The organism is Achromobacter sp. F4_2707, from assembly GCF_047501535.1.
In the GTDB taxonomy this organism is placed as follows: domain Bacteria; phylum Pseudomonadota; class Gammaproteobacteria; order Burkholderiales; family Burkholderiaceae_B; genus Yanghanlia.
In genome coordinates, this window is sequence record NZ_JAZDRJ010000004.1 from 65,329 (window position 1) to 87,528 (window position 22,200).

At 57.1% G+C, this 22,200-nt stretch carries 22 protein-coding genes and 1 pseudogene; 8 read left to right on the forward strand and 15 right to left on the reverse strand.

Annotation, left to right across the window (positions count from 1 at the left end; all coding sequences use genetic code 11):
* Positions 1–33: 33 nt before the first annotated feature.
* Positions 34–615 (forward strand): amino acid synthesis family protein, encoded by a 582-nt coding sequence (locus tag VRY85_RS05270; RefSeq protein ID WP_414597568.1) that lies wholly within the window; start codon positions 34–36, stop codon positions 613–615.
* Between the two features lie 267 nt (positions 616–882).
* Here VRY85_RS05270 and VRY85_RS05275 read toward each other — a convergent pair whose 3' ends face one another.
* The 4 genes and pseudogenes from VRY85_RS05275 to VRY85_RS05290 all read right to left on the reverse strand — a co-directional run bounded on the left by VRY85_RS05275 (position 883) and on the right by VRY85_RS05290 (position 4,641).
* Entirely contained in the window at positions 883–1,911 is a 1,029-nt protein-coding gene (locus VRY85_RS05275) for an NADP-dependent oxidoreductase (protein WP_414597569.1), read from the reverse strand.
* 106 nt (positions 1,912–2,017) lie between these two features.
* Positions 2,018–2,896: pseudogene (locus VRY85_RS05280) on the reverse strand (TIGR01777 family oxidoreductase).
* Entirely contained in the window at positions 2,886–3,488 is a 603-nt protein-coding gene (locus VRY85_RS05285; RefSeq protein WP_414597570.1) for a lipocalin family protein, read from the reverse strand. Before VRY85_RS05285 ends, VRY85_RS05280 begins: the two are co-directional and overlap by 11 nt.
* A 250-nt stretch (positions 3,489–3,738) precedes the next feature.
* A complete protein-coding gene (locus VRY85_RS05290) occupies positions 3,739–4,641 on the reverse strand; it encodes a GGDEF domain-containing protein (protein WP_414597571.1) in 903 nt (300 codons plus the stop codon).
* A gap of 362 nt (positions 4,642–5,003) precedes the next feature.
* Here VRY85_RS05290 and VRY85_RS05295 point away from each other — a divergent pair, with 362 nt between their 5' ends.
* From VRY85_RS05295 to pyrF, 3 genes are all read left to right on the forward strand, one after another.
* Complete coding sequence (locus VRY85_RS05295) at positions 5,004–5,291, forward strand: co-chaperone GroES (RefSeq protein WP_414597572.1); 288 nt, start codon at positions 5,004–5,006, stop codon at positions 5,289–5,291.
* A 31-nt stretch (positions 5,292–5,322) separates the two neighbouring features.
* Positions 5,323–6,969 (forward strand): chaperonin GroEL, encoded by a 1,647-nt coding sequence (groL, locus tag VRY85_RS05300; protein ID WP_414597573.1) that lies wholly within the window; start codon positions 5,323–5,325, stop codon positions 6,967–6,969.
* Between the two features lie 171 nt (positions 6,970–7,140).
* On the forward strand, positions 7,141–7,956 hold the full coding sequence (gene pyrF / locus VRY85_RS05305; RefSeq protein ID WP_414597574.1) for an orotidine-5'-phosphate decarboxylase: 816 nt from the start codon (positions 7,141–7,143) through the stop codon (positions 7,954–7,956).
* Positions 7,957–7,981: 25 nt separating this feature from the next.
* Here pyrF and VRY85_RS05310 read toward each other — a convergent pair whose 3' ends face one another.
* The 10 genes from VRY85_RS05310 to ribBA form a co-directional block, all read right to left on the reverse strand.
* Entirely contained in the window at positions 7,982–9,871 is a 1,890-nt protein-coding gene (locus VRY85_RS05310) for an acyl-CoA synthetase (protein ID WP_414597575.1), read from the reverse strand.
* A 70-nt stretch (positions 9,872–9,941) separates the two neighbouring features.
* Positions 9,942–10,937, reverse strand: a complete 996-nt coding sequence (locus tag VRY85_RS05315; protein WP_414597576.1) for an NAD(P)H-dependent flavin oxidoreductase — start codon at positions 10,935–10,937, stop codon at positions 9,942–9,944.
* A 38-nt stretch (positions 10,938–10,975) separates the two neighbouring features.
* Positions 10,976–11,965, reverse strand: coding sequence for a Bug family tripartite tricarboxylate transporter substrate binding protein (locus tag VRY85_RS05320; RefSeq protein ID WP_414597577.1), 990 nt, complete (start codon positions 11,963–11,965; stop codon positions 10,976–10,978).
* Between the two features lie 238 nt (positions 11,966–12,203).
* The gene (locus VRY85_RS05325; protein WP_414597578.1) at positions 12,204–13,157 is read right to left on the reverse strand and encodes a LysR family transcriptional regulator; all 954 of its coding nucleotides are present in this window, start codon (positions 13,155–13,157) and stop codon (positions 12,204–12,206) included.
* Positions 13,158–13,216: 59 nt separating this feature from the next.
* Complete coding sequence (locus VRY85_RS05330; protein ID WP_414597579.1) at positions 13,217–13,720, reverse strand: CinA family protein; 504 nt, start codon at positions 13,718–13,720, stop codon at positions 13,217–13,219.
* Entirely contained in the window at positions 13,717–14,241 is a 525-nt protein-coding gene (locus VRY85_RS05335; protein ID WP_414597713.1) for a phosphatidylglycerophosphatase A, read from the reverse strand. The genes VRY85_RS05330 and VRY85_RS05335 overlap by 4 nt, the downstream gene beginning before the upstream one ends.
* A 1-nt stretch (position 14,242) precedes the next feature.
* Positions 14,243–15,202, reverse strand: a complete 960-nt coding sequence (gene thiL / locus VRY85_RS05340; RefSeq protein WP_414597580.1) for a thiamine-phosphate kinase — start codon at positions 15,200–15,202, stop codon at positions 14,243–14,245.
* Between the two features lie 15 nt (positions 15,203–15,217).
* Positions 15,218–15,709 carry a transcription antitermination factor NusB gene (gene nusB / locus VRY85_RS05345; RefSeq protein WP_414597581.1) on the reverse strand — a complete coding sequence of 164 codons (492 nt, stop codon included), beginning with the start codon at positions 15,707–15,709 and terminating at the stop codon, positions 15,218–15,220.
* Complete coding sequence (gene ribH / locus VRY85_RS05350) at positions 15,702–16,214, reverse strand: 6,7-dimethyl-8-ribityllumazine synthase (protein ID WP_414597582.1); 513 nt, start codon at positions 16,212–16,214, stop codon at positions 15,702–15,704. The genes nusB and ribH overlap by 8 nt, the downstream gene beginning before the upstream one ends.
* A gap of 14 nt (positions 16,215–16,228) precedes the next feature.
* On the reverse strand, positions 16,229–17,398 hold the full coding sequence (gene ribBA, locus VRY85_RS05355) for a bifunctional 3,4-dihydroxy-2-butanone-4-phosphate synthase/GTP cyclohydrolase II (protein ID WP_414597583.1): 1,170 nt from the start codon (positions 17,396–17,398) through the stop codon (positions 16,229–16,231).
* A 140-nt stretch (positions 17,399–17,538) separates the two neighbouring features.
* Between ribBA and VRY85_RS05360 the strand changes: the two genes are divergently transcribed.
* Complete coding sequence (locus tag VRY85_RS05360; RefSeq protein WP_414597584.1) at positions 17,539–19,167, forward strand: CHAD domain-containing protein; 1,629 nt, start codon at positions 17,539–17,541, stop codon at positions 19,165–19,167.
* A gap of 36 nt (positions 19,168–19,203) precedes the next feature.
* Here the strand turns inward: VRY85_RS05360 and ftsY are convergent, their stop codons facing one another.
* A complete protein-coding gene (ftsY, locus tag VRY85_RS05365; RefSeq protein WP_414597585.1) occupies positions 19,204–20,559 on the reverse strand; it encodes a signal recognition particle-docking protein FtsY in 1,356 nt (451 codons plus the stop codon).
* 50 nt (positions 20,560–20,609) lie between these two features.
* Here ftsY and rsmD point away from each other — a divergent pair, with 50 nt between their 5' ends.
* From rsmD to VRY85_RS05380, 3 genes are all read left to right on the forward strand, one after another.
* Positions 20,610–21,164: a 16S rRNA (guanine(966)-N(2))-methyltransferase RsmD gene (gene rsmD, locus VRY85_RS05370; protein WP_414597586.1), complete on the forward strand. Its 555-nt coding sequence runs from the start codon at positions 20,610–20,612 to the stop codon at positions 21,162–21,164.
* 134 nt (positions 21,165–21,298) lie between these two features.
* On the forward strand, positions 21,299–21,808 hold the full coding sequence (gene coaD, locus VRY85_RS05375; RefSeq protein ID WP_414597587.1) for a pantetheine-phosphate adenylyltransferase: 510 nt from the start codon (positions 21,299–21,301) through the stop codon (positions 21,806–21,808).
* 131 nt (positions 21,809–21,939) lie between these two features.
* A complete protein-coding gene (locus VRY85_RS05380) occupies positions 21,940–22,188 on the forward strand; it encodes a YfhL family 4Fe-4S dicluster ferredoxin (RefSeq protein WP_414597588.1) in 249 nt (82 codons plus the stop codon).
* The last annotated feature ends 12 nt before the right edge of the window (positions 22,189–22,200 follow it).

Here is a 22,200-nt window from a genome sequence, read left to right on the forward strand (position 1 = left end):
ACACTCCTCTGTTTTTCTTCAAAAGGATGCACCATGACACTCATTAAAGTTCGGAAGCAAGCCCTGACCATAGAAACGACTTACCACGAACTTGGACCTGCTCCGGAAGTTCCCCTAAAACTCGCAGCTGCAATGGCCGTAGTGGAAAACCCATATGCAGGGCGGTATGAACCCGACCTCATGCCATTCATGAGTGAGCTTCGGGGTCTTGGTAAGCAACTCGCAGAGGAGCTCGTCGTTGCACTAGGTGGAGTTGAACAAATAGAGGTCTATTCCAAAGCCGCCATCGTAGGATTAAACGGCGAGATGGAACACGGCGCCGTATGGCACGAAGCCGGCGGCTGGGCCATGCGCGAAGTGCTCGGACAACCCAAGGCCATGGTTCCTGCTAACAAAGCAGTGGCTACAGCGGGGTACCGCATGATGGTCCCAGTTCACTATATCCACGCTTCATATGTCCGCAGTCATTTCAACAGCATGGAATTAGGTATTCAAGATGCTCCACGGCCGAATGAAATACTTTTCGCTCTTGTAATGGGCACCGGAGGCCGCCTCAATTCTCGACTCGGTGGCTTATTGAAAGAGGACGTCAAGGGCGACGACGGGCAGCGATAATCTGACATATCCGGCAGGAACTCAATCTGCTCAACTTGGACCTGCCCCTCAGCTCGGTATCGGGACTCATTGAGCACTCCAAGAAGCCGAGCCTAAGCACCTTCCACAGCAACGCTGCGAGTCTTGGAAACTCGCAGCGTTACCACTCGGCCGTGCTTTAAACTCCGTTTGCTTATCGGCCCGCACAACACGCTTGGCCACAAACTCGCCAAAGGTAATTGCGGGAGTGCCGGTAAAGAGCGTGGTGGCGAACCCTCAGTAACGTTTCTACCGGCTCGGGTCTTCCGCCACCTGTACCAGCATTTTCCCGCGGTTGCGACCCACGAGCAGCCCTTGGAAAGCCGAGACTGCATTTTCCAGACCCTGCACAACATCTTCCCGGTATTTCACATCGCCGTTGCGCACCCACTCGCTCATATCGCGCAGAAACTGTGGGAAGTCGGCTTGAAAATCAGATTGGATGAAGCCGCGGATCAACACCCTGTGCGTGAGCACAGCACGCATCAGCTTGGGTAGTTCGTTATGCTCAAGTGGCAGTTCAGTACCGTTGTACTGCGCGATCAGCCCGCATACCGGCATGCGGGAAAAATCGTTCAGCAGGCCGATCACGGCGCTCAGCACTCTGCCACCCACATTCTCAAAATATACGTCGATGCCGTCGGGGCAGGCGGCGGCAAGTTGAGCGGGAAAGTCGTCGCTCTTGTAATTTACGCAGGCATCGAAACCCAACTCATCGACGACGTACTTGCATTTATCTTCTGCTCCTGCAACGCCAACAACGCGACAGCCTTTAAGTTTGGCAATTTGCCCGACCACTTGGCCCACTGCGCCGCTTGCCGCAGCCACCACCACGGTTTCCCCGGGCTGGGGCTTACCAATATTCAGTAAGCCCGCATAGGCCGTAAAGCCCGGCATTCCCAAGACGCCCAGCGCTGTGCTGATGGCGGCCAGCTTCGGATCAACGCGGCGCAGACGGTTGCCGTCTACCACTGCGTAGGACTGCCAGCCGCTGCGAGTGACTACGAAATCACCCGCTTGCCATTCTGGATGCTTTGACGCAACGACCTGACTGACGGCGCCCCCCACCATTACATCTCCCAGTTCAACCCGCGGTGCATAAGAGGGCCCCGCATTCATGCGGCCACGCATGTAAGGGTCTAGAGACAGGTAGATGGTTTTCAGCAAGACCTGCCCTTCACCCGGTTCAGCAATGGCGGCAGTCTCCATCTTGAGATGCGTTTCGTCAGGCATCCCGTCAGGCCGCTCAACCAGAATGATGCGCTGATTCTGTTCCATGAAATGTGTTCTCCTCGATGCAAATATTGAATACGACATGAACCTTATACAGGAAAACACGGGGTCTCAAGAGCAAAGCCGTTGCGGCACACCATGGGCCGCCCCGTTACTTCTTCAGCAAGTGCTCCAGCGCCGGCCCAAGCTCTGGGTAGCGCCATGCAAACCCACTGCCCTGGGTGCGCTGTGGTTTCAATCGTTGGCCACCAAGCAGCAATGTCGACATTTCACCCAGAGCCAGGCGCAATGCCCATGCGGGCACGGGGAACAGCGCAGGCCTGCGTAGTGCGTCAGCCAGTGTTTTGGTGAATTCAATATTGCGCACCAGGCCCGGCGCACAGGCGTTAAAGGCGCCGCTGCAATCTTGGCATTGCAGCAGATGGTCGATCAGCGCCACCTCATCGTCAATGTGTATCCAGGGCATCCACTGTTGCCCGTCGCCCAGCCTCCCACCCAACCCCATGCGAAAGGGTGGCAATAGCCGCGCCAACATGCCCCCTTGAGGGGCCAACACCGGCGCCGTCCGAACTAATGCGACGCGCACCCCCCATTGGCGCGCCCGCTCAGCCTCTTGCTCCCAGACCACACACATTCTGCTGCCAAAGTCGGCTTCTCCCGCTGCGCTATCCTCAGTCAGCCATTCATCGCCACGGTCGCCATACCAGCCAACCGCCGAGCCTGACAACAGCACTCGGGGCGGGACGGGCTACCGCCCGATCCAGTCCACCAAAGTGCGCGTCAGGTCTACGCGGCTGTGCCAGATCACTTGGCGGCGTTTTTAAGTCCATGTGCGATCCGCGATAGGCGCACCGGCCAGATTCACTACGGCATCAATGGGTATTTCATCATCCAGCTCTTCCCGCTTCCTGATACCCCGCGCACCGCTACACAAAGCGGCGACTTTTTCAGGCGTGCGGCTCAGCACATATAACTTATGGCCCTGCCGCTGCCAGTACTGGCAAAGGTGCCGCCCAGCCTTAATGTGCAGGGTCCTGGCGCGAGTGCTCCACCCAGATCAGCTCTGACGTGTCGACGCCCAATGCCTCGGCGCGCGCGACAAGATCTTCGCGCACAGATTCGTCAATTTGCTTATCGCGCGCCAGAATCCACGCATAACTTGTATCAGCCCCGATTACCAGCGCCCAACGGTAGTCGGGGTCCAGAGCAGCGATGTGATAACCGCCGTAAAACGGCCCGAAGAAGGAGACCTTGAGAGAACCCGTATTGCTCGAACCAGTAAACAGTGCGCGTCCCACCGCCTCGCGCCATTTGTCCTTGGCAGGTAAATAGCCACGATTCACCACACGGATACTGCCGTCATCCTGGGCGGTATACAGGGCGGAAACATCCGTCATTCCCCGCTCAAATGAATGGTCCAACCGTGCGATTTCATACCAACGCCCCTCGTAACGTTGTACATCGAAAGGCGTAACGGCGGTCACTCCTTCTGGCGGCTGGGTGCTGGCACACCCTGCTACAGCGAACACGAGACTCGCAATACCCAGCCCCCGCAACCAGCGCCTTTTTTCAGTCAACAGACCCAAAACGCGAGAGAACAATGCATGAATGACGTTGTTCATAAGGATTTTCCTTTTTTTGTGAGAGGTTGGTCTTGCGCCCGTGGCGCAGTTCGAATGACCAGGACTGATGCCAATCACTCGGCACTTGTTCCCACTGACAGATATGTCCGTGTCAATTGTCCGGAACTCCCCATGAGGTGTCTAGCATTGCCACATTAAGCCACACAATTTTTATGACGACATGAAAACACGGTTTTGCCCGCAAGAATACAATTTCAGACCGGTGTTTGAAGCCGACTCTCGCGCAGTACTACGCGGTAACCACCCTATCCTTGCCCTGATTCTTAGCGGTGTACAGGGCGGCATCCGCCCGCCTGATTGCATCCTCGGGAGACTGGTCTTCCTGTTTCATCACAGTCAGGCCGATGCTCGCCGTGACGACAATGTGCTCGCCAGAGATGCGGCGCAACTCTGTCCTAAGACATCGATGCAAATGCTCAACAATCCGCTGCGCTTGTTCAAGCATGGTGTTGGGCAACGACACCACAAACTCATCGCCCCCGAATCGGCACACCGTGTCGGAGTGTCGAAGTTCGGCACGGCAAATATTGGCCGCCGCCTGGATGATCGCGTCGCCTGCATGATGGCCCTGTGTGTCATTGATTTTTTTGAGGTTATCCAGATCAAAGATGAACACCGAGGTGGGTATGGAATACTTCACCCAAGAGTCATACTGCTGATTCAAATCATGCTGAAGCTTGCGTCGATTAAAAAGCCCGGTCAGTTGATCCGTGTCGCTGAGCTCTCGTAGCTTTCGTTCCAGCTGATAGCGCTCAGAAATATTGCTCGCCACCCAAAGAACGACCTCTTCCCCATCGACCAGAAAGTCCAGCGCCTGAATCCGCCCCTCAAACCAGATCGGCTTCAGGGGGCCGTCATCGGTCAAACCCTTCACATCTTTGTTGCTGAGCTCATATTCCTCGATCAACAACTCACGGGATTCCAGCGCCCTGGCAATTTGCTGTAGAAACCACCTTGCTTTATCCGGGACCACCAGATCTAAGATATTCGCCCCCACCAGGCCACTGCCGTCGTGGTAATAACGCTTATCCCGGCCACCAAAGACAGCAACGTATTTCCCACTGCGGGACAAAACAAAAGCAGGGTCCGGCAACGCCCTGAGAAGTGCCTTCAGCTGTTCGACTATCATCATGACGCACTTCTTCTGGTTTGCTTACCGGCAGGTTAATAAGGGAAGTTGCTGAAGCCATCGAGTGAACGCGGATCATACAGCAGCCAGAGTGCTGCGCGTTAGCACATTCCAAGCAATTTTTTTCCACCCCCCTCTTGGATTTCTTAAAGACGTCCCCATATAGGCTGAGTCGGCCCAAAGTCGACAAAGGATCGGGGAAGAGGGGTTGCCGACAAAAAAGCAACCAGGCAAGCGAGTGTGGCCTCTCCCCCCTTGAAGATTCCAACTTCGTCCTTATAATTAGCACTCGACGGGGGTGAGTGCTAACACCTCCCCCGGTAAACGAACTAATCAACCATTGTTTTACTCACAGGAGTTCCTTCATGGCACTGCGTCCTTTGCACGATCGCGTGATCGTCAAGCGCCTGGACAACGAGCGCACTACTGCCTCTGGCATCGTCATCCCCGAAAGCGCAGCCGAGAAGCCCGACCAGGGTGAAATCCTGGCTGTCGGCACCGGCAAGCGCACCGAAGACGGCAAAGTTCTGCCGCTGGAAGTGAAAGTCGGCGAGAAGATCCTGTTCGGCAAGTATGCCGGCCAGACCGTTAAGGTTGATGGCGAAGAAGTGCTCGTCATCCGCGAGGACGAAATCCTCGCCGTGATCGAGTAAACCAGACACGAAGAATCTCAAGGAAACAGAAATGTCCGCAAAACAAGTTTATTTTGGTGACGACGCCCGTACCCGCATCATCCGCGGCGTCAACACTCTGGCCAACGCTGTTAAGACCACTCTGGGCCCCAAAGGCCGCAACGTGGTGCTGGACCGCTCCTTCGGTGCACCGACTGTCACCAAGGATGGTGTGTCGGTTGCTAAGGAAATCGAACTGAAAGACAAGTTCGAGAACATCGGCGCTCAGTTGGTGAAAGAAGTTGCAGCCAAGACTTCCGACAACGCTGGTGACGGTACCACTACCGCTACCGTGCTGGCTCAGGCCATTGTTGAAGAAGGCCTGAAGTACGTTGCCGCCGGCATCAACCCCATGGACCTCAAGCGTGGTATCGACAAGGCCGTTGGCGTTGCTGTCAGCGAGCTGCAGAAGATCTCCAAGCCTTGCACCACCAGCAAGGAAATCGCTCAGGTTGGTTCCATCTCTGCTAACAGCGATGCATCCATCGGCAAGATCATTTCCGACGCCATGGACAAGGTTGGCAAGGAAGGCGTGATCACCGTTGAAGACGGCAAGTCGCTCGAAAACGAACTGGACGTCGTGGAAGGCATGCAGTTCGACCGTGGCTACCTGTCGCCCTACTTCATCAACAACCCGGACAAGCAAGTTGCTGTCCTGGATGATCCGTACATCCTGATCCACGACAAGAAGATCAGCAACATCCGCGATCTGCTGCCCATCCTGGAGCAAGTCGCTAAGGACAGCCGTCCGCTGCTAATCGTGGCTGAAGACGTTGAAGGCGAAGCCCTGGCAACCCTGGTTGTGAACAACATCCGTGGCATCCTGAAGACCACTGCTGTTAAGGCTCCTGGCTTCGGCGACCGCCGCAAGGCCATGCTGGAAGACATCGCCATCCTGACCGGCGGTACTGTTATCTCCGAAGAGACCGGCATGTCGCTCGAAAGCGTTACGCTCGACCAGCTGGGTCAAGCCAAGCGCATCGAAGTGGCCAAGGAAACCACCACCATCATCGATGGTAGCGGTGATGCCAAGTCCATCGAAGCTCGCGTTAAGCAAATCCGCGTTCAGATCGAAGAAGCCACTTCCGATTACGACCGCGAGAAGCTGCAAGAGCGTGTTGCCAAGCTGGCAGGCGGCGTAGCCGTCATCCGCGTCGGTGCTGCAACCGAAGTGGAAATGAAGGAGAAGAAGGCCCGCGTTGAAGACGCTCTGCACGCCACCCGCGCTGCTGTGGAAGAAGGTATTGTTCCTGGCGGCGGCGTAGCCCTGATTCGTGCCAAGAAGGCTGTTGCCGAACTGACCGGCGACAACCCCGATCAGGACGCAGGTATCAAGCTGATTCTGCGTGCCATCGAAGCGCCCCTGCGCACCATCGTTTCCAACGCAGGCGAAGAGCCCAGCGTGGTGGTCAACCGTGTGGCGGAAGGCGAAGGCAACTTCGGCTACAACGCTGCGACCGACGAGTACGGCGATCTGGTTGAGCAAGGCGTTCTGGACCCCACCAAGGTCACCCGCACTGCTCTGCAAAACGCTGCTTCCGTCGCCAGCCTGCTGCTGACCACTGAAGTTGCCGTGGCTGAAATCGTTGACGACAAGGCCGCACCCGCAATGCCCGACATGGGCGGCATGGGTGGTATGGGCGGCATGGGCGGTTTCTAAGCCGGCTATCAGCCAATACCCCTCGCCAGACATCTGTCTGGTGCTCAGGGCGGCGCTTTCGGGCGCTGCCCTGTACAAAACCGGGCAGCTTCACGCTGACCCGGTTTTTTTGCCGACAAGCCATAGCATGGCATAATCGGCAGCACCTCTCTCCCCAGCCTCGTTGCTCATATGAAATTCAAAGAAAAGCTCAATGCCGCCTGGGCCCGTTCCGGTTCAATGCTCATGGTCGGCCTGGATCCCGACCCCGCGCGTTTTCCTGCCGATTTGCAGGGCCGTCCGGATTCTGTATTCGAATTCTGTCGGGAAATTGTCGATGCCACCGCCCCTTATGTCTGTGGCTTCAAGCCCCAGATCGCTTACTTCTCAGCGCTGGGGGCCGAAGAACACCTGGAAGCCTTGTGTCGCCATATACGGGAAAATCATCCTGAGTTACCTTTGATCCTCGACGCCAAACGTGGAGACATTGGATCTACGGCCGAACAGTATGCCTGGGAGGCCTATGAACGTTATGGCGCCGATGCGGTCACGGTCAACCCGTACATGGGTCATGACAGTGTCACCCCTTACCTGGAATGGCGCGATCGGGGCATCATTGTGTTGTGCCGCACCTCCAACCCCGGCGGTTCCGACTTGCAATTCATTGAAGACCGCGACGGCACACCGCTCTACCTGCGAGTGGCTTCCATGGTGGCGGAAAAATGGGATACCAACGGCCAATGCGGCCTGGTGGTGGGTGCGACCTTTCCTCAGGAAATCGCCAAAGTGCGCGCGCGGGTGGGCGACATGCCCTTGCTGATCCCCGGCATTGGCGCCCAGGGCGGCAGCATTCCCGACACCGTTAAAGCCGGGCGCGATAGCCGCTCCACCGGTATGATGATTAATTCCTCACGCGCCATTCTGTATGCCGACAGCGGCGAGAACTGGCGCGAAGCCGCCGCTACGGCAGCCCGCGAAACGCGCGATGCGATCAATGCGGTGACGTAATACACAAGGGCGGTGGTGTTGGCGTTTAGGCCTGCTGCACCACCCTCACATCCGCGCCGATGAACCGCACTTCGCGCTGCAGTCCCGCCAGCTCCTGGTCTGACACTGTGAAGTGCGGGTCGTGCAATGTAAAGCCAAGGCTGGCCTCGAATTTTATGTTCGGCCATTCTGACTCTGCCACACCCTTTTGCCGCATCAACGCCTGAACGATGTTTTCCAGGTAACGGGATTTGGCGATATCGCGCAACCCAGGCTTGAAGATCTTGCCCACATTGGTCATGGGCAAACTGGGCAAGATTTCTACATAACGGGGGCGGGCGGGTGGTTCGTCAACATGACTGGCAGCATGGGCGCGCAACTCTTCGGCACTGGCCCATGCGCCCTTCTTGAGCGTGACAAAAGCGACGGGCACTTCGCCCGCGTATGGATCGGGGGCGCCCACCGCAGCGCTGGAATTCACCGCTGGGTGGCTGTCGAGCGCCTGCTCAATCACCTGAGGGTCGATGTTGTGGCCGCTGCGTATGATGAGGTCCTTAGCTCTGCCTTGCAACTTCAGCAAACCCTCGGTCGAAAGCGCACCGATATCCCCAGTAATCAGCCAGCCATCGTCTGTTAAATAAGTCTGTCGATCAATATTTCCCAGATAGCCCTGAAAGATATTCGGCGACCTGAACTGCACCATGCCGCTTTCGTGCGGGGCGGCCTCCTGCGCACTCGGCTGTCCATTAGCATCGAGCTTCATAATACGGAGTTGCGAATGCGGCAACCGCAGACCCACAGAGCCTGCCTGTGCCTCTAGGCCCGGCGGAGTAATAGTGGAAATCCCTGTCATTTCGGTCATGCCCAGGCTTTCGTGAACACGAAAGCCTGTGTGCTGTTTGAACCGCTGTGCCAACTCTGGACTCAAAGGGGATGCACCAGTACGGAAATAGCGAATAGACGATGTATCGGCACCCGCCGGATCCACCTCAAGCAATGCGGCCAGAACAGTGGGCACGGCTGACATGACAGTCGGGCGCCATGTCTCTACCAGTCGCCAGAAATGATTGATGACATCTTTGTTGCGAAACAGCCCTGCGGTGGGAATGACGACCTCGGCCCCCGCCGAAAAGCACGCCAAAGCGCCGGGCAGCACACCCGCCACATGAAACAAAGGATAGCCATTGATGGCACAATCAGTTGGGCTCAGTCCCTGCATTTGCACACTCGCCCATGCTGTATAGACTTGCCCCGCATGGGTATGCACGGCCAGCTTGGGCGAGCCTGTGGTGCCGCCAGTGTGGAAGTAGGCCGCCACATCTTGAGGTTGTATCTGACGCCCCGAAAGCAGTCTATCCCCAGGTTGTTGATCGGCCAGTTTATTCAAACTGCTTACCTGTGCAGCGATGTCTGATGTATCAGGAGTGCGTCCCTCATGGCTCACATACAGAATATGACGAATATCAGCGTCCAATCGAGCAAGTTTTCTCCAGATTCCCGCATCATCATCATCCGCCCAGGCAATGAGTACTTTCGCACCCGTTGCTTTGATCAAGGAAGACAGTTTTTCCACCGTCAACAATGGGTTCAGCGGTTGCACAATACCTGCAGCCTCGCCACCCCACAAAGCAAAATGATATTCTGCACAGCCTGGCAGCAAGATGCCGATAGCATCTCGCGGTCCCACTCCCAACCCATGTAACGTATTGGCGATCTGATTGATTCTGGCTAGCAATGCCGCATAGGTATACCGTTCAACAGGAAGCTCGCCACGCGCATCGGGTAGAAATGTCAGGGCTACACCTTCACCATTTTCACGGGCGGACGCCTGGAATAATTCATAAGTGGAACGGGCTTGTATCAGGGCAGATAAAGGGGTCTGCTCGATAGCTTCCACATCAGCAAGTGTGCGAACGGGACGAACGGGACGGAACATTAGAATCTCAGCAACAGCGCAGACCTCACCAAGGCCGACCTTAACAGCGAGGCGCTGCGCACGATCTACATTAAACGGCTTCGACTGCCTCTGCTTCAGGGAACAGGCTACGGCCACGCTCGAACGCTTCACGGCACTCTTGCACCATACGCTCAATGAGTTCCTGGCACGTGGGAATGTCGTCTATCAGCCCCACGCATTGCCCCGCTGCAATCACGGCATCATCAAAACGGCCGGATTCCAAAGCAGCCTTGCCTCGCACGCCCGTCACCAAATGGCGTAAATCTTCGAACTGACAACCGCCGTCCTGCTGCTCAAGCGCGACAACCTCCTCGGTGACGGGGTTACGCAAGGCACGTACCGTGTTGCGTAGGCTGCGCATCACCAGTTGCGTATCAGTTTCGCCCGCGCGCAGCAAAGCCTGCTTGATGTCTTCATGGATGGGGGCTTCCATTGTGGCAAGGAAACGGGTGCCCATATTGACGCCTTCTGCACCCAGCGCCATCGCGGCCGCCATCCCTGCACCCGTAGCGATACCGCCCGATGCGACAACGGGCACGCTCAATGCGCGCACTGCCATAGGAATGAGCACCAGCCCAGGCACATCGTCTTCGCCAGGGTGGCCAGCGCACTCAAAACCGTCGATGGAGATGACATCTACACCCGCGCGCTGCGCCGACAGCGCATGACGCACAGACGTGCATTTGTGCACGACCTTGATGCCGGCTTCTTTCAGGCGACCCAGGTATTTCACCGGGTTGTTGCCTGCAGTTTCCACGATTTTGATGCCTTGCCCGATGATGGCGTCGATATACTCATCGTAAGGCGGCGGCGTCTGTGTAGGGAGGAAAGTCAGGTTCACAGCAATGGGCGCATCCGTCAGTTCCAGCGTGCGGCCAATTTCCTGATACAAGCTTTCAGGCGTGGGTTGGGTCAGTGCGGTCAGCACACCCAGCCCCCCGGCATTGGACACAGCAGCCACCAACTGGCTGCGCCCCACCCACTGCATGCCCCCTTGAATAATGGGGTAGCGTATGCCAAGCAGTTCGGTAATGCGTGTTCTCATGATTTTCCTCATAGGTTTTTCGACAATTCAAGCGCCGTTTATTTACCGCCCATATCGTTATCTCGAATCACTTCGCCCCAACGTGAGAAATCCGACTCAAGCAATTCATGCGTTTTCTCAGGCGTCAGGAAGGCGGGCAGGATGCCGATCTGGTCAAAGCGTGCGGCCAGCTCTTCGCTGGCCAGAATCTCACGAGATTCCTCGCTCAACCGGTCAATGATATCTTGCGGCGTACCTTTGGGAGCAAGCACCCCCCCCCATGACGAAGCCTCATAGCCACCAAACCCCTGTTCTGCCATTGTGGGCACATCGGGCAGCACCTTCACGCGCTCGGGCGTTCCCACGGCTACCGCATTGATGCGGCCTGCTTTGATCTGTGGCAACGCAGTGACCATGTCGGCGTAAATCACCGGCACTACCCCACCCACGGTATCCCGCATGGCGGGTGCACTGCCCTTATATGCCACATGCTCCATATTGGTGAGCTTTCGGGATTTCATCAGCTCCATACTCAAATGACCCGAACTTCCGGTACCGGAGCTTGTATACATCAGAGCAGGATCAGCCTTGCTGGAGGTATCAAACAGTTCCTGCAATGTCTTTACTTCCGGTAACTCATTGGGGTTCACCGCTATGACATTCGGCAGGTCGTAGATCTTCGTAACGGGCGCAAAGTCGTTGGCCGGGTCAAAGTTGATGGTCTCGAAGAAATGGGGCGCCAAAATCGTGGGGGTCACAATCATCATGAGCGTGTGACCGTCTGGCACTGCATTCAGGAATTGTCCGGCAGCGACAGCTCCGGACGCTCCTGGTTTATTCTCCACCACAATAACGCTTCCCAGACGTTTCCCCAACTCATCGGCATACACCCGAGCGGCGGAATCCGTAGGGCCACCAGCCGGAAACGGCACAACCAGCCGGATGGGCTGAGACGGCCATTCAGCTGCTTGAGAATTGTGAGCAAATGCAAAAACGCTCGCAGCCAACAGGCTGGAAATACGGAATATATTCGAACTGAAACGAGCCATTCTGTCTCCTTGTTTCTGATGTCAGGGTCAGCATTATTTTGTCGGTACTTTTCATTCTAGGGACAAAACCGCCTTCAGCCATTCCTTCTGCGCCTGACATCAAGTTCGAATTTTTTTGACATGACAGCAAGCTCTTTACTTGCAGTGAAGAGTTCCGGCCACATGGACCAAAGCCTGTCCGCCAACATACTGAGCCGCTGTGGTGGCGTAATTAAATTTGCCCCGCATGTTCACACTATTAAGGATAAGGTTCACGCCTAGGCTGTTGATCAGAGCCACGTATGGGCCTGGGCAGACCTCTTTTGTCGAATAGAAAATCAATCAAACCCCGCACCGCCCGAGACTGATAGCGGCTGGGCGAATACAGCAGATACATATGGGCCCGGTCTACCGTCAGCAGGTAGTCGTCCATGCTGGTAACGACAGTGCCTGCACGAACGTCTTCCTCGACGATGTAATCAGGAACAATGCCCACACCAACCCCACCGACAATGCAATCCCGCAGATAAGGAAAACTACGTGACCACAAAGTGGGATGCAAGAGAATTTCATTTTCTTGATCGCCACGCGTAGCCACGACAAGAGGCGTACCCGTAATGCCGCCCGATGTGATGACAGGCACTTGTGCAAGCTCATCCAGAGTGTAGGGCATGGTGTGCTTCTCAGCCCATTCTCTGGATGCGCAGACAACATAACGCAGCAGCCCGAGATCGCGCCCCACCAACATGGGGGGCGGCGTCGACAAGACACTGACCGCAATATCTACGCCATCGCGTATCAGATTATCAATGAAATTTTCGAACCGGACCTCCAGCACCACGGCGGGATGCTGTTTTTTAAATTCGATCAACCACTCACCCACCAAGCGATGACCGTAGCCGGTGGGCAAACTCAGCGTCACCCTACCAGCCAAGCTGCCGCTATCTTGGCTGGCGGCTTCACACAGCTTTGCCGACTCATCAAGAATTGCACAAGCATGCTGATATACGCGTTCCCCGACGTCGGTCAGTTCATTGCCTTGCGGCGTACGTCTTAGCAACTCAGCGCCCAGGGACTTTTCAAGTTGAGCCAACCGATAACTGACTGTGGCGCGCGACATGTTCAGCGATCGAGCCGCCTGGCTCAAATTACCACTATCAACTATCTCAACAAAAACCCCAAGAGAAAGCAGGTCTATTCCAGGCAACCGCATAACTAAGACTTTTAACTGATGATGACCGTAGATGAATATGCCTTAACCCACACAGCACACTAGCTTGACGGGGTGAAACCCAGTGCCGTGGATAATGCGAATTTCACAGCAGCAGTGCGCACAGCCTGACGATCACCTTGGAATACCCGGGTTTCAGCGCGGGTCACTACGCCCTGCCCGGCACGCGTCGCAAAGCCGAAACACACCATGCCGACCGGCTTTCCTGGTGTTGCGCCATCTGGGCCGGCAATCCCAGTTGTAGAAATGGCCATATGGCTAAGCGGCGCATTAGCGAGAACGCCGGCGGCCATTTCCATGGCAGTTTCTTCACTGACCGCACCGAAGCGTTCGAGCGTATCCGCGTGGACATCCAGCAAGTCCTCCTTGGCGGCATTGCTGTATGAAACAATGCCCCGATCAAACCATTGGCTGGAACCGGGAATGTCTGTCATGGCTGCCGCAAGCAAGCCGCCTGTACATGATTCCGCACATGAGAACATCCAACCTTTGCTGGCCAGATGTTCCCCCAAGGCACGCGACAATTGGGCAATTTCTTCATTCATGAAAAGGCTCCTAGAGCGACCAGAACAGCCATCACCAGCAAACTGTATGCTGCCGCAAAAACGTCGTCCAGCATGACACCGAAGCCGCCACGCACACGCGCATCAAAGTAGCGCACGGGCTGCGGTTTAGCGATATCAAAAACCCTGAACAACACAAATGCCACTGCTTGAGCCGCCAGCATATCGGGCGTCAGCCACAACACCAGCCAGAAAGCGACAACTTCATCCCAGACCATGCCCCCGTGATCGGAAACGCCCAGTGCCCGGCCTGTTCGTTCACAGGCCACACACCCAATGCCAAAAGCAATAACCAGCACGGCGAGAATCACCGTATCCGGCCGCCCTTGCAGAAACACCACCCATAACAGCCAGGCAAACAGGGTTCCCCATGTGCCGGGCGCCGGCCGCAATAAACCACTGCCAAAGCCAAATGCAATGATGCGCCAAAGGTTATGAAACACCCAACTGGGCGGTGGGTTGGCAGAAGGAGAATAATCGGGAGTTTTTTTGAAGTCGCGCATATCAGCCAAAATGATCGAAGCCGGCATAACCGTCTTTGCCCAGGGGAAGGGGCGAAGCTGAAACATGAATGCCCTGACCCGGGCCAACTTGGCCAACCACGCGAGCTTCTATACCGTGCCTCGCGGCCAGCGCCACAATATCGGTGCGCACCGCGGGACGTGCTGTAAAACAAAGTTGGTAAACATCTCCCCCGTTCAGTACGGCACGCTGCACGATGGCGTCGTTCAGCGTCTTTAGGACGGGATGCACAGGCAGAAGAGAATAATCGAGGTCGGCGCCACAGCCGCTGGCCTTGAGAATGTGCCCCAAATCCTGCAATAAGCCATCGGAAATATCAATGGCTGCGTTAGCAAGGCCTGGCAATTCAGAACCGAAAGCCACGGGGGGCTGCGGGCGCTCCAACCAGGGGCGCAATGTTTCTAGCAAATTAATGTGTTGCGGATGCTGACCCTGGAGCAGTTCGAGCGCAACATGCGCTGCGCCCAGGCTGCCAGTCACCCAGATATCGTCGCCTGCCTGAGCGGCCGACCGCTTCAGCGCGGTGGCTTCGGGCACTTCACCCATGGCTGTCACGCTGATGACGATGCCATCCACGCTGCGGGTGGTATCGCCGCCAACAAGAGGGCAGCCGACTTCACCCGACAAAGCCTTAAAACCACGCGAGAATTTTTCCAGCCAAGTTTCATCGACACGGGGCAACGATAACCCCAACACGCAGCCCATCGGCCGCGCGCCCATGGCAGCAAGGTCGGACACATTGACGGCTAGCGCCTTGTGGCCCAGTGCTTCGGGGTCGGTATTGGGGAAGAAGTGACGGCCTTCTACCAGAAGGTCGGTTGTGACCGCCAGCCGGCAGCCCGGTGAAACCGGCAACAAGGCGCAGTCGTCGCCCACTCCGAGAATGCCGGGCGGCGCCGGCCAATCGAAATATCGGCCGATCAGAGTGAATTCACCGCCCACAGCCGGCTCCGCGCTTCAGCGGCGGTTGGCCGCCTGAACCTCAAGAGGCCGCAGATCGACTGCCAGTTTATCCAGCACACCATTAACGAACTTAAAGCCGTCGGTGCCGCCAAAGGACTTGGCCAGTTCCACGGCTTCGTTGATCACCACTTTATATGGCACTTCGATATGGTTCTGCAGCTCGTAGCTGCCGATCAGCAAAATGCCATGCTCGACGGGCGACAATTCCGCCAGCGGGCGATCAACATGTGGCATAAACCCTTCGCGCAGTGAGGGTGCATCGCGCAATACCCCATGCAAAAGGGTTTTGTACCATTCAGCATCCGCATCGCTGAAATCTTCGCTGTCGCGAATATGCGCGTCGATATCGCCTGCATCTTGCAGGCCTTCATCGCCGCGCAACAGCCAGGCGTACACGCCTTGCAAAGCAAACTCGCGCGCGCGACGGCGCGCGCTGCGAGCATTGCTGCGCGAAGCGCCGCCAGCGGCGCCCCGGGACTTACTCATCGTCAAGATCGTCTTCCTCGTCGTAATCGTCGTCATCGTCAGACTCGGGTTCCAACGCGACAACCAGATTGGCCATTTCAACAGCCGCGCGGGCGCAATCGCGGCCCTTTTCTTCGGCGCGTACCTCGGCCTGCTCTTCGGTTTCGGTGGTCAGAATGCCATTGGCAACCGGGATACCGGTTTCCAGCGCCACACGGCTGATAGCCGCAGCGCTTTCGTTGCTGACAATTTCAAAGTGATAGGTTTCACCGCGAATGACGGCACCCAAGGCAATCAGGGCGTCGAACTCGAAGGTTTCGGCCATTTGTGCCAGGGCAACGCCCATTTCCAGAGCTCCCGGGACTGTCACCACCATGACATCACGTTCATCCACGCCAAGTTCGGCCAGTTCAGCCAGGCATGCAGCGAGTTCGGTCTGACCGATTTCCTCGTTAAAGCGGGCGCGCACGATGCCAATGTGCAGGCCTTCGCCATTCAAGTCGGGCGAGAGAGTGTAGGGATTCATAACCGGCTTCCTGTTCAGGAGTTTTGAGAAGGTTCGCTAATGTAACCCGTAATGGTAAGCGCAAAGCCTGCCATGCTGGGCATCTTGCGCGGACGTGCCAACAAACGCGCCTTGCCGACCCCCAGATCACGCATGATCTGAGCGCCAATACCATAAGTTTTAAGACCGTAACGGCGTTCGCGATCGGGAATGGGCTCTGTCACTTCGACAGGCGTATTCCAGGATTCAAAATGGGCGAAGACATTTTCGGCAGACCCCTGGCAATTCAACAAGATGAGAACACCAGACGGGGCGGCTGAAATGGTGCGCACGGCATCTGCCACGCCCCAACTGTGGTGACCTTCGCCTTCAAACAGGACATCAAGCACCGTAGTGGGTTCGTGCACGCGCACTAATGTTTCGACGTCGCTTTCGATATTGCCATGCACCAGCGCCAGGTGCGCTGCCCCCGAGGAAAGGTCGCGATAGGCCACAGCTTCAAAGTCGCCCCATGGCGTTTTTACGCGACGCGAGGCCAGGCGCTCGACCATGGATTCGTGTTCGCTGCGGTATTGGATGAGGTCGGCAATGGTGCCGACTTTAAGATTGTGTTCACGCGCGAACTCGATGAGATCGGGTAAACGCGCCATGGTGCCGTCGGGCTTGAGTATTTCGCATATCACCGCGGCAGGCGTGAGCCCCGCCATGGCGGTCAGGTCGCACCCTGCTTCAGTGTGGCCGGCCCGCACTAGCACCCCACCCTTCACCGCTTGCAAGGGGAAAATATGGCCAGGTTGGACGAGATCAGACGGTTTGGCATCACGAGCAACGGCCGTGCGAATGGTGCGGGCGCGGTCTGCCGCTGAAATACCGGTTTCCACGCCTTCAGCCGCCTCAATGGACATGGTGAAGTTCGTACCATAACGCGTGCCATTGCGGCTAGCCATAAGCGGCAGGTCAAGCTGGCGACAGCGTTCTTCGGTCAGGGTCAGGCAGACCAGGCCGCGCGCATGCGTCACCATGAAGTTGATATCTTCAGGTGTAACGAACTCGGCAGCCAGGACGAGATCGCCTTCGTTTTCGCGGTCTTCCTCATCCACCAGAATGACCATGCGCCCGGCGCGCAGCTCGGCCACGATTTCAGTGACAGGGGAAATGCCGGTGCCCAAGGAAGAGTCAGTATCCAGTTCAGATAGAGTGTTCATGCCCATAGCCTTCTTGAAAGTTGGCCCATTTTACCCCTTCCCCCAGGAATACCCCTACGGCTTGAGCTACAGCACCGCGAAACGGCGCTGTAACCGTAAAAGCACAGGTTGAAACTATACTGGCTACTGTTTATGACGCCTTGAATACGATACCCAAGATGCTGGAACGCGAAATCAAATTTCATGTGCCACCGCGACGCCGCGCCGGCCTTAAAGCCAGGCTACGCAAGCTGGGCGCAGACTCCATAAATCTGCACGCCCGCTACTACGATACGGCCACGCAACGGCTGGCCCAAGCGGGTATTGCATTGCGGCTGCGACGCGAAGGCGACGATTGGATCCAAACCATCAAACTGCCCGGCCCGGACGAGCTTTCCCGCATTGAATGGAATCACCCGCGCCCCGAGCCTGTTCTCGATCTGAGCGTCTACGACGGCACTCATATCGAAGACTTGATGGCCGAGCTGGGGAACCGGCTGATATGCCGCTACATCACGCACGTTACCCGCTTGAAGAAAGAAATCCCCACGGCGTCGGGTGTGGCGGAACTCGCCTATGACGAAGGCGCTATTCTGGCGGGTAGCCTCGCGCTGCCTATCCACGAACTGGAGCTTGAAGGGGTTTCCGGCACGGCTGCCGACCTCTTCGCTCTTTCGCGGGAATGGTTGCACAAACATGAGCTGATCCTTGAGCTGCGCAGCAAGGCGGCACGCGGCGACGCCTTGGCATCGCTTGAAATGGGCAGCCAGGGTGACACGCAGGCAACCGCCCTGAAGCTGGCTTCCAAAGGCGGCAAACTCTCTCGCTTACCTGCTTTGGGGGTTGAGCACGTATTACGACTTGCAGCCCCTGCGCGGGCCGGCCAAGTTTTGCTGGCTACGGACGCAAATTTGGGCGCCGCCTACCTGGAATGCGCCAACGACTGCGCCGGCCAAATCATCCGCAACAGCAGCTTTCTGGCCGGTGTAGACGGCATGAAAACCAGCCACGAGCAGCGCATCGAATACGTTCACCAGATACGCGTGGGGATCCGTCGCCTACGCACCTGCTGGCAATTATTCGGCAAGGCTGCCCAGTACCCCGAAACCCTGCTGCAAAGCCTCAAGCATCATTTCCAGATATTTGGCCAGGCACGCGACCTGGACGTCATACAAACCGAACTCCTGCCGCGCCTGATACAAGCCGGCATGCCGCCGAATACAGCGCCGAAGACATTGGAAATTTCCGACACCTTGTCTGCTCGTGCCGGGCTGACCGCCGCCCCTGAGTATCAGCAAGTCTTGCTGGATTTGATGGAGCACTTGGTGCTGTACGGTGACAATCTGCCAACCGAACGTGCTTTGAACAAACACGCTGCGCCGCAGCTTTGCAAGCGCCTGAACACTTGGCTAAGCGATATCAAAAACAAAGCGCCTGAGTTCCTGGAAGCCGATTGGGATGAGCGCCACATGATGCGTAAGCGAATCAAACGGCTACGCTACGGAATGGAGTTCTCCCAAGGCGTCCTCGACCCGAGCCGGCTAGCCCCGCTGCGCAATTCGCTAATGTCCGCGCAGAAGGCGCTGGGCCAGTTGAACGACTTATACGTCGCCGCCGAATACTATCGGGGCGCGGGAGCCAAGCACTCATCGGCCATGTTCGCCCTGGGCTGGTTGGCCGCCACCCAAGACCACGAGGCCCAAGCCTCGCATATGGCGTTGCAGAGTTTGTCGAAGGCAGGCCGCTTCAGCCCCGCCCCAATCAAAGCTCGAAAGCCGAAACACAACTAAGCCGCCACGAACGAGCGGCGGCTACAGTCGTTTGCGTTATTCGCCCAGTAAAGCGCTGGAAAATTCACGGGCGACAAAGGGCTGAAGGTCGTGCATGCCTTCGCCTACGCCAATCCAGTACACCGGGATGGGGCGCACGCCCTGGCTGCCTGCAGCCAGGGCCGCTAGAGCGCCGCCTTTAGCTGTGCCATCCAGCTTGGTGACAATCAGGCCGGTCAGCCCAATCGCCGCATCGAAAGCTTTTACCTGAGAAATAGCATTCTGCCCGGTGTTGCCGTCCACGACCAGCAGCACTTCGTGCGGAGCGTCGCCATCGGCCTTGCCCACTACACGCTTGATCTTCTTGAGCTCTTCCATCAGATGCAATTGGGTAGGCAGGCGCCCGGCGGTATCCACCATGACCACGCCCGCCTGGCGCGCCCGGCCTGCATTCACTGCATCGAACGCAACAGCGGCCGGGTCGCCGCCTTCTTGGGCGACTACCGTCACGTTATTGCGAGCCCCCCACTCCATCAGTTGCTCGCGGGCTGCGGCACGGAACGTATCCGCCGCCGCCAGCAAAACACTTGCGCCTTGCCCCTGGAAGGCATGAGCCAGCTTGCCGATGGAAGTCGTCTTGCCCGCGCCGTTTACGCCTGCAATCATCACCACCAGCGGCTTGGCTGAGTTCAAGGGAAAGGTTTTCTCAAGCGGTGCGAGATGCTCGGCCAGAATTTCCTGTAAAGCGGCCTTGACCGCCTGGGCCTCTGTCAGCCGTTCTTTCTTCACACGCGCCCGCAAGGCGGTAAGCAGCTTTTCCGTGGCCTCCATCCCCGCATCCGCCATGATGAGGGCGGTTTCCAGTTCTTCGAAAAGGTCTTCATCAACCTTCACGCCAACGAAAATACCGCCTATGCTCTGCCCCGTTCGCGACAAGCCCTGTTTCAGACGCGACAGCCACGACTTCTTAACTGTCGCCTCAGATGGCGCAGCAGCAGCGGGTTCTGGAGCAGGCTCCTCTACCGAAGAGGTAGACGCTTCCCCCACTACGCCGACCGGCTCAACGACATCCGTTGAGGCGCTCGACGCGGCAACAGGAGCATCGGCCACCGGCTCTGGCTCCGACTGCTCAGCCTGCGGGGCTGCAGACACGGGAGCTTGAGGCTCTACCTGTTCAGGTGCAGCCGTTTCAGGCTCAAGCGTTGCTGCGGCAATAGGCTCGGCGGCATCAGCAGGCGGAGTACCAGCCACTGGCGCGTCGTCTTGTTGCACCTGCTCTACCGCAGGCGCCGGTTCCAGCGCGGGCTCGGACTGCGGCGCAGCCGATTCTTCGACCCGCGCCTCGTCAGGCTGCTGCCCGGGCGCTTCCGAGGGCTGTTTCTCGGATTTTTTTCTTCTAAAGAAACTGAACATACGATTTACACTAAGCGATCGAATTCTGTGGACGACGCAACGAGCGGCGCATGAAGAAGCACATCATACGTATTGTAGGCGGTGATTACCGCCGCACCCCCATTCCCGTCATTGAAGCCGAGGGCCTGCGCCCTACCCCAGACCGCGTCCGTGAAACCCTGTACAACTGGGTTCACCATTTCTGGGGCGGCGATTTTTCCGATAAACGCGTGCTTGACCTGTTCGCGGGCACGGGTGCTCTGGGCTTTGAAGCCGCCTCACGCGGCGCCGCCCATGTGCAAATGGTGGAATCCAACCCTGCTGCGCTGGCCGCCTTGCGTGCCTTACGAAACAAACTGGGCGCGCTGCAGGTACGCGTTCATGCCGGCGACGCCACCATGGTACTGGAACGCCTTGAGGACGCCCGGTTTGACCTGGTTCTGGTAGACCCGCCTTTCGGCAAGGACTGGCTGAACGTGCTATGGAACCGGCTGCCCCCACTTCTCACGGATGACGGACTCCTGTACATTGAGTCGGAAAGCCCTATTGAGCCACCTGAAACGTTCAAGGTGTTACGCAGTTCAAAAGCGGGGCATGTTCATTTTCAACTGTTACAAAAGATCTGAAAAGTTCGTTACCGAAAATGGCGACCCTGTAAAATTTGCTGCAACGCAAAAAAACGACAATAATCACCCTGTTCACCTTTTAAACCCATACCAGACCGGCGCGCGCCGGGCGCAATTCCTACCGTCGAGAACGCATGATTACCGCCGTCTACCCCGGAACATTCGACCCCCTCACCCGCGGCCATGAAGACCTGGTCCGCCGAGCTGCAAACCTGTTCGACCAGGTGGTGGTGGGCGTTGCCCATAGCCCTAACAAGCGCCCTTTTTTCAGCGTGGAAGAGCGCGTTGAAATCGCCAGCGAAGTGCTGAGCCACTACCCCAATGTCAAAGTAAAAAGCTTTGGCGGCCTGCTTAAGGATTTTGTCCGTGAACAAGATGGCCGGGTAATTGTCAGGGGGCTGCGAGCCGTTTCCGACTTTGAGTATGAATTCCAGATGGCGGGCATGAACCGCCATCTGCTGCCGGAAGTAGAAACGCTCTTCATGACGCCTTCCGACCAATACCAGTTCATTTCCGGCACCATTGTGCGAGAGATTGCCATTCTTGGCGGCGACGTCAGCAAATTTGTGTTCCCATCCGTGGAGCGCTGGCTGCAAAACAAGGCCACCGCCAAACGCGAACAGATTCAAGCCCAACAAGGCTGAAGACTCTGCTGTTGACCTGTTCCTGTTGCCGCGTGCACCGAGAGATTCGCGCGGCAAGCGACAGCCTGGGCTAAACTGATGCAGAGCCCGCCACCCCTTGGCAGGCAATTTTTTCAGAGAGTCCAAACATCATGGCTTTGCGCATCACCGACGAGTGCATCAATTGCGACGTCTGCGAACCGCAGTGCCCCAATACAGCCATTTCCATGGGAAGGGAGCACTATATTATTGACCCATCCCGCTGCACGGAATGCGTCGGTCACTTCGATGAACCCCAATGCCAGGTATTCTGCCCGGTGGAGTGTATTGAAGTCGACCCAGAACACACAGAAGATAAAGACGAGCTACTGGAGAAATTCCGTCGCCTGGCCGTCTCCTAAATGCCGCCCCCA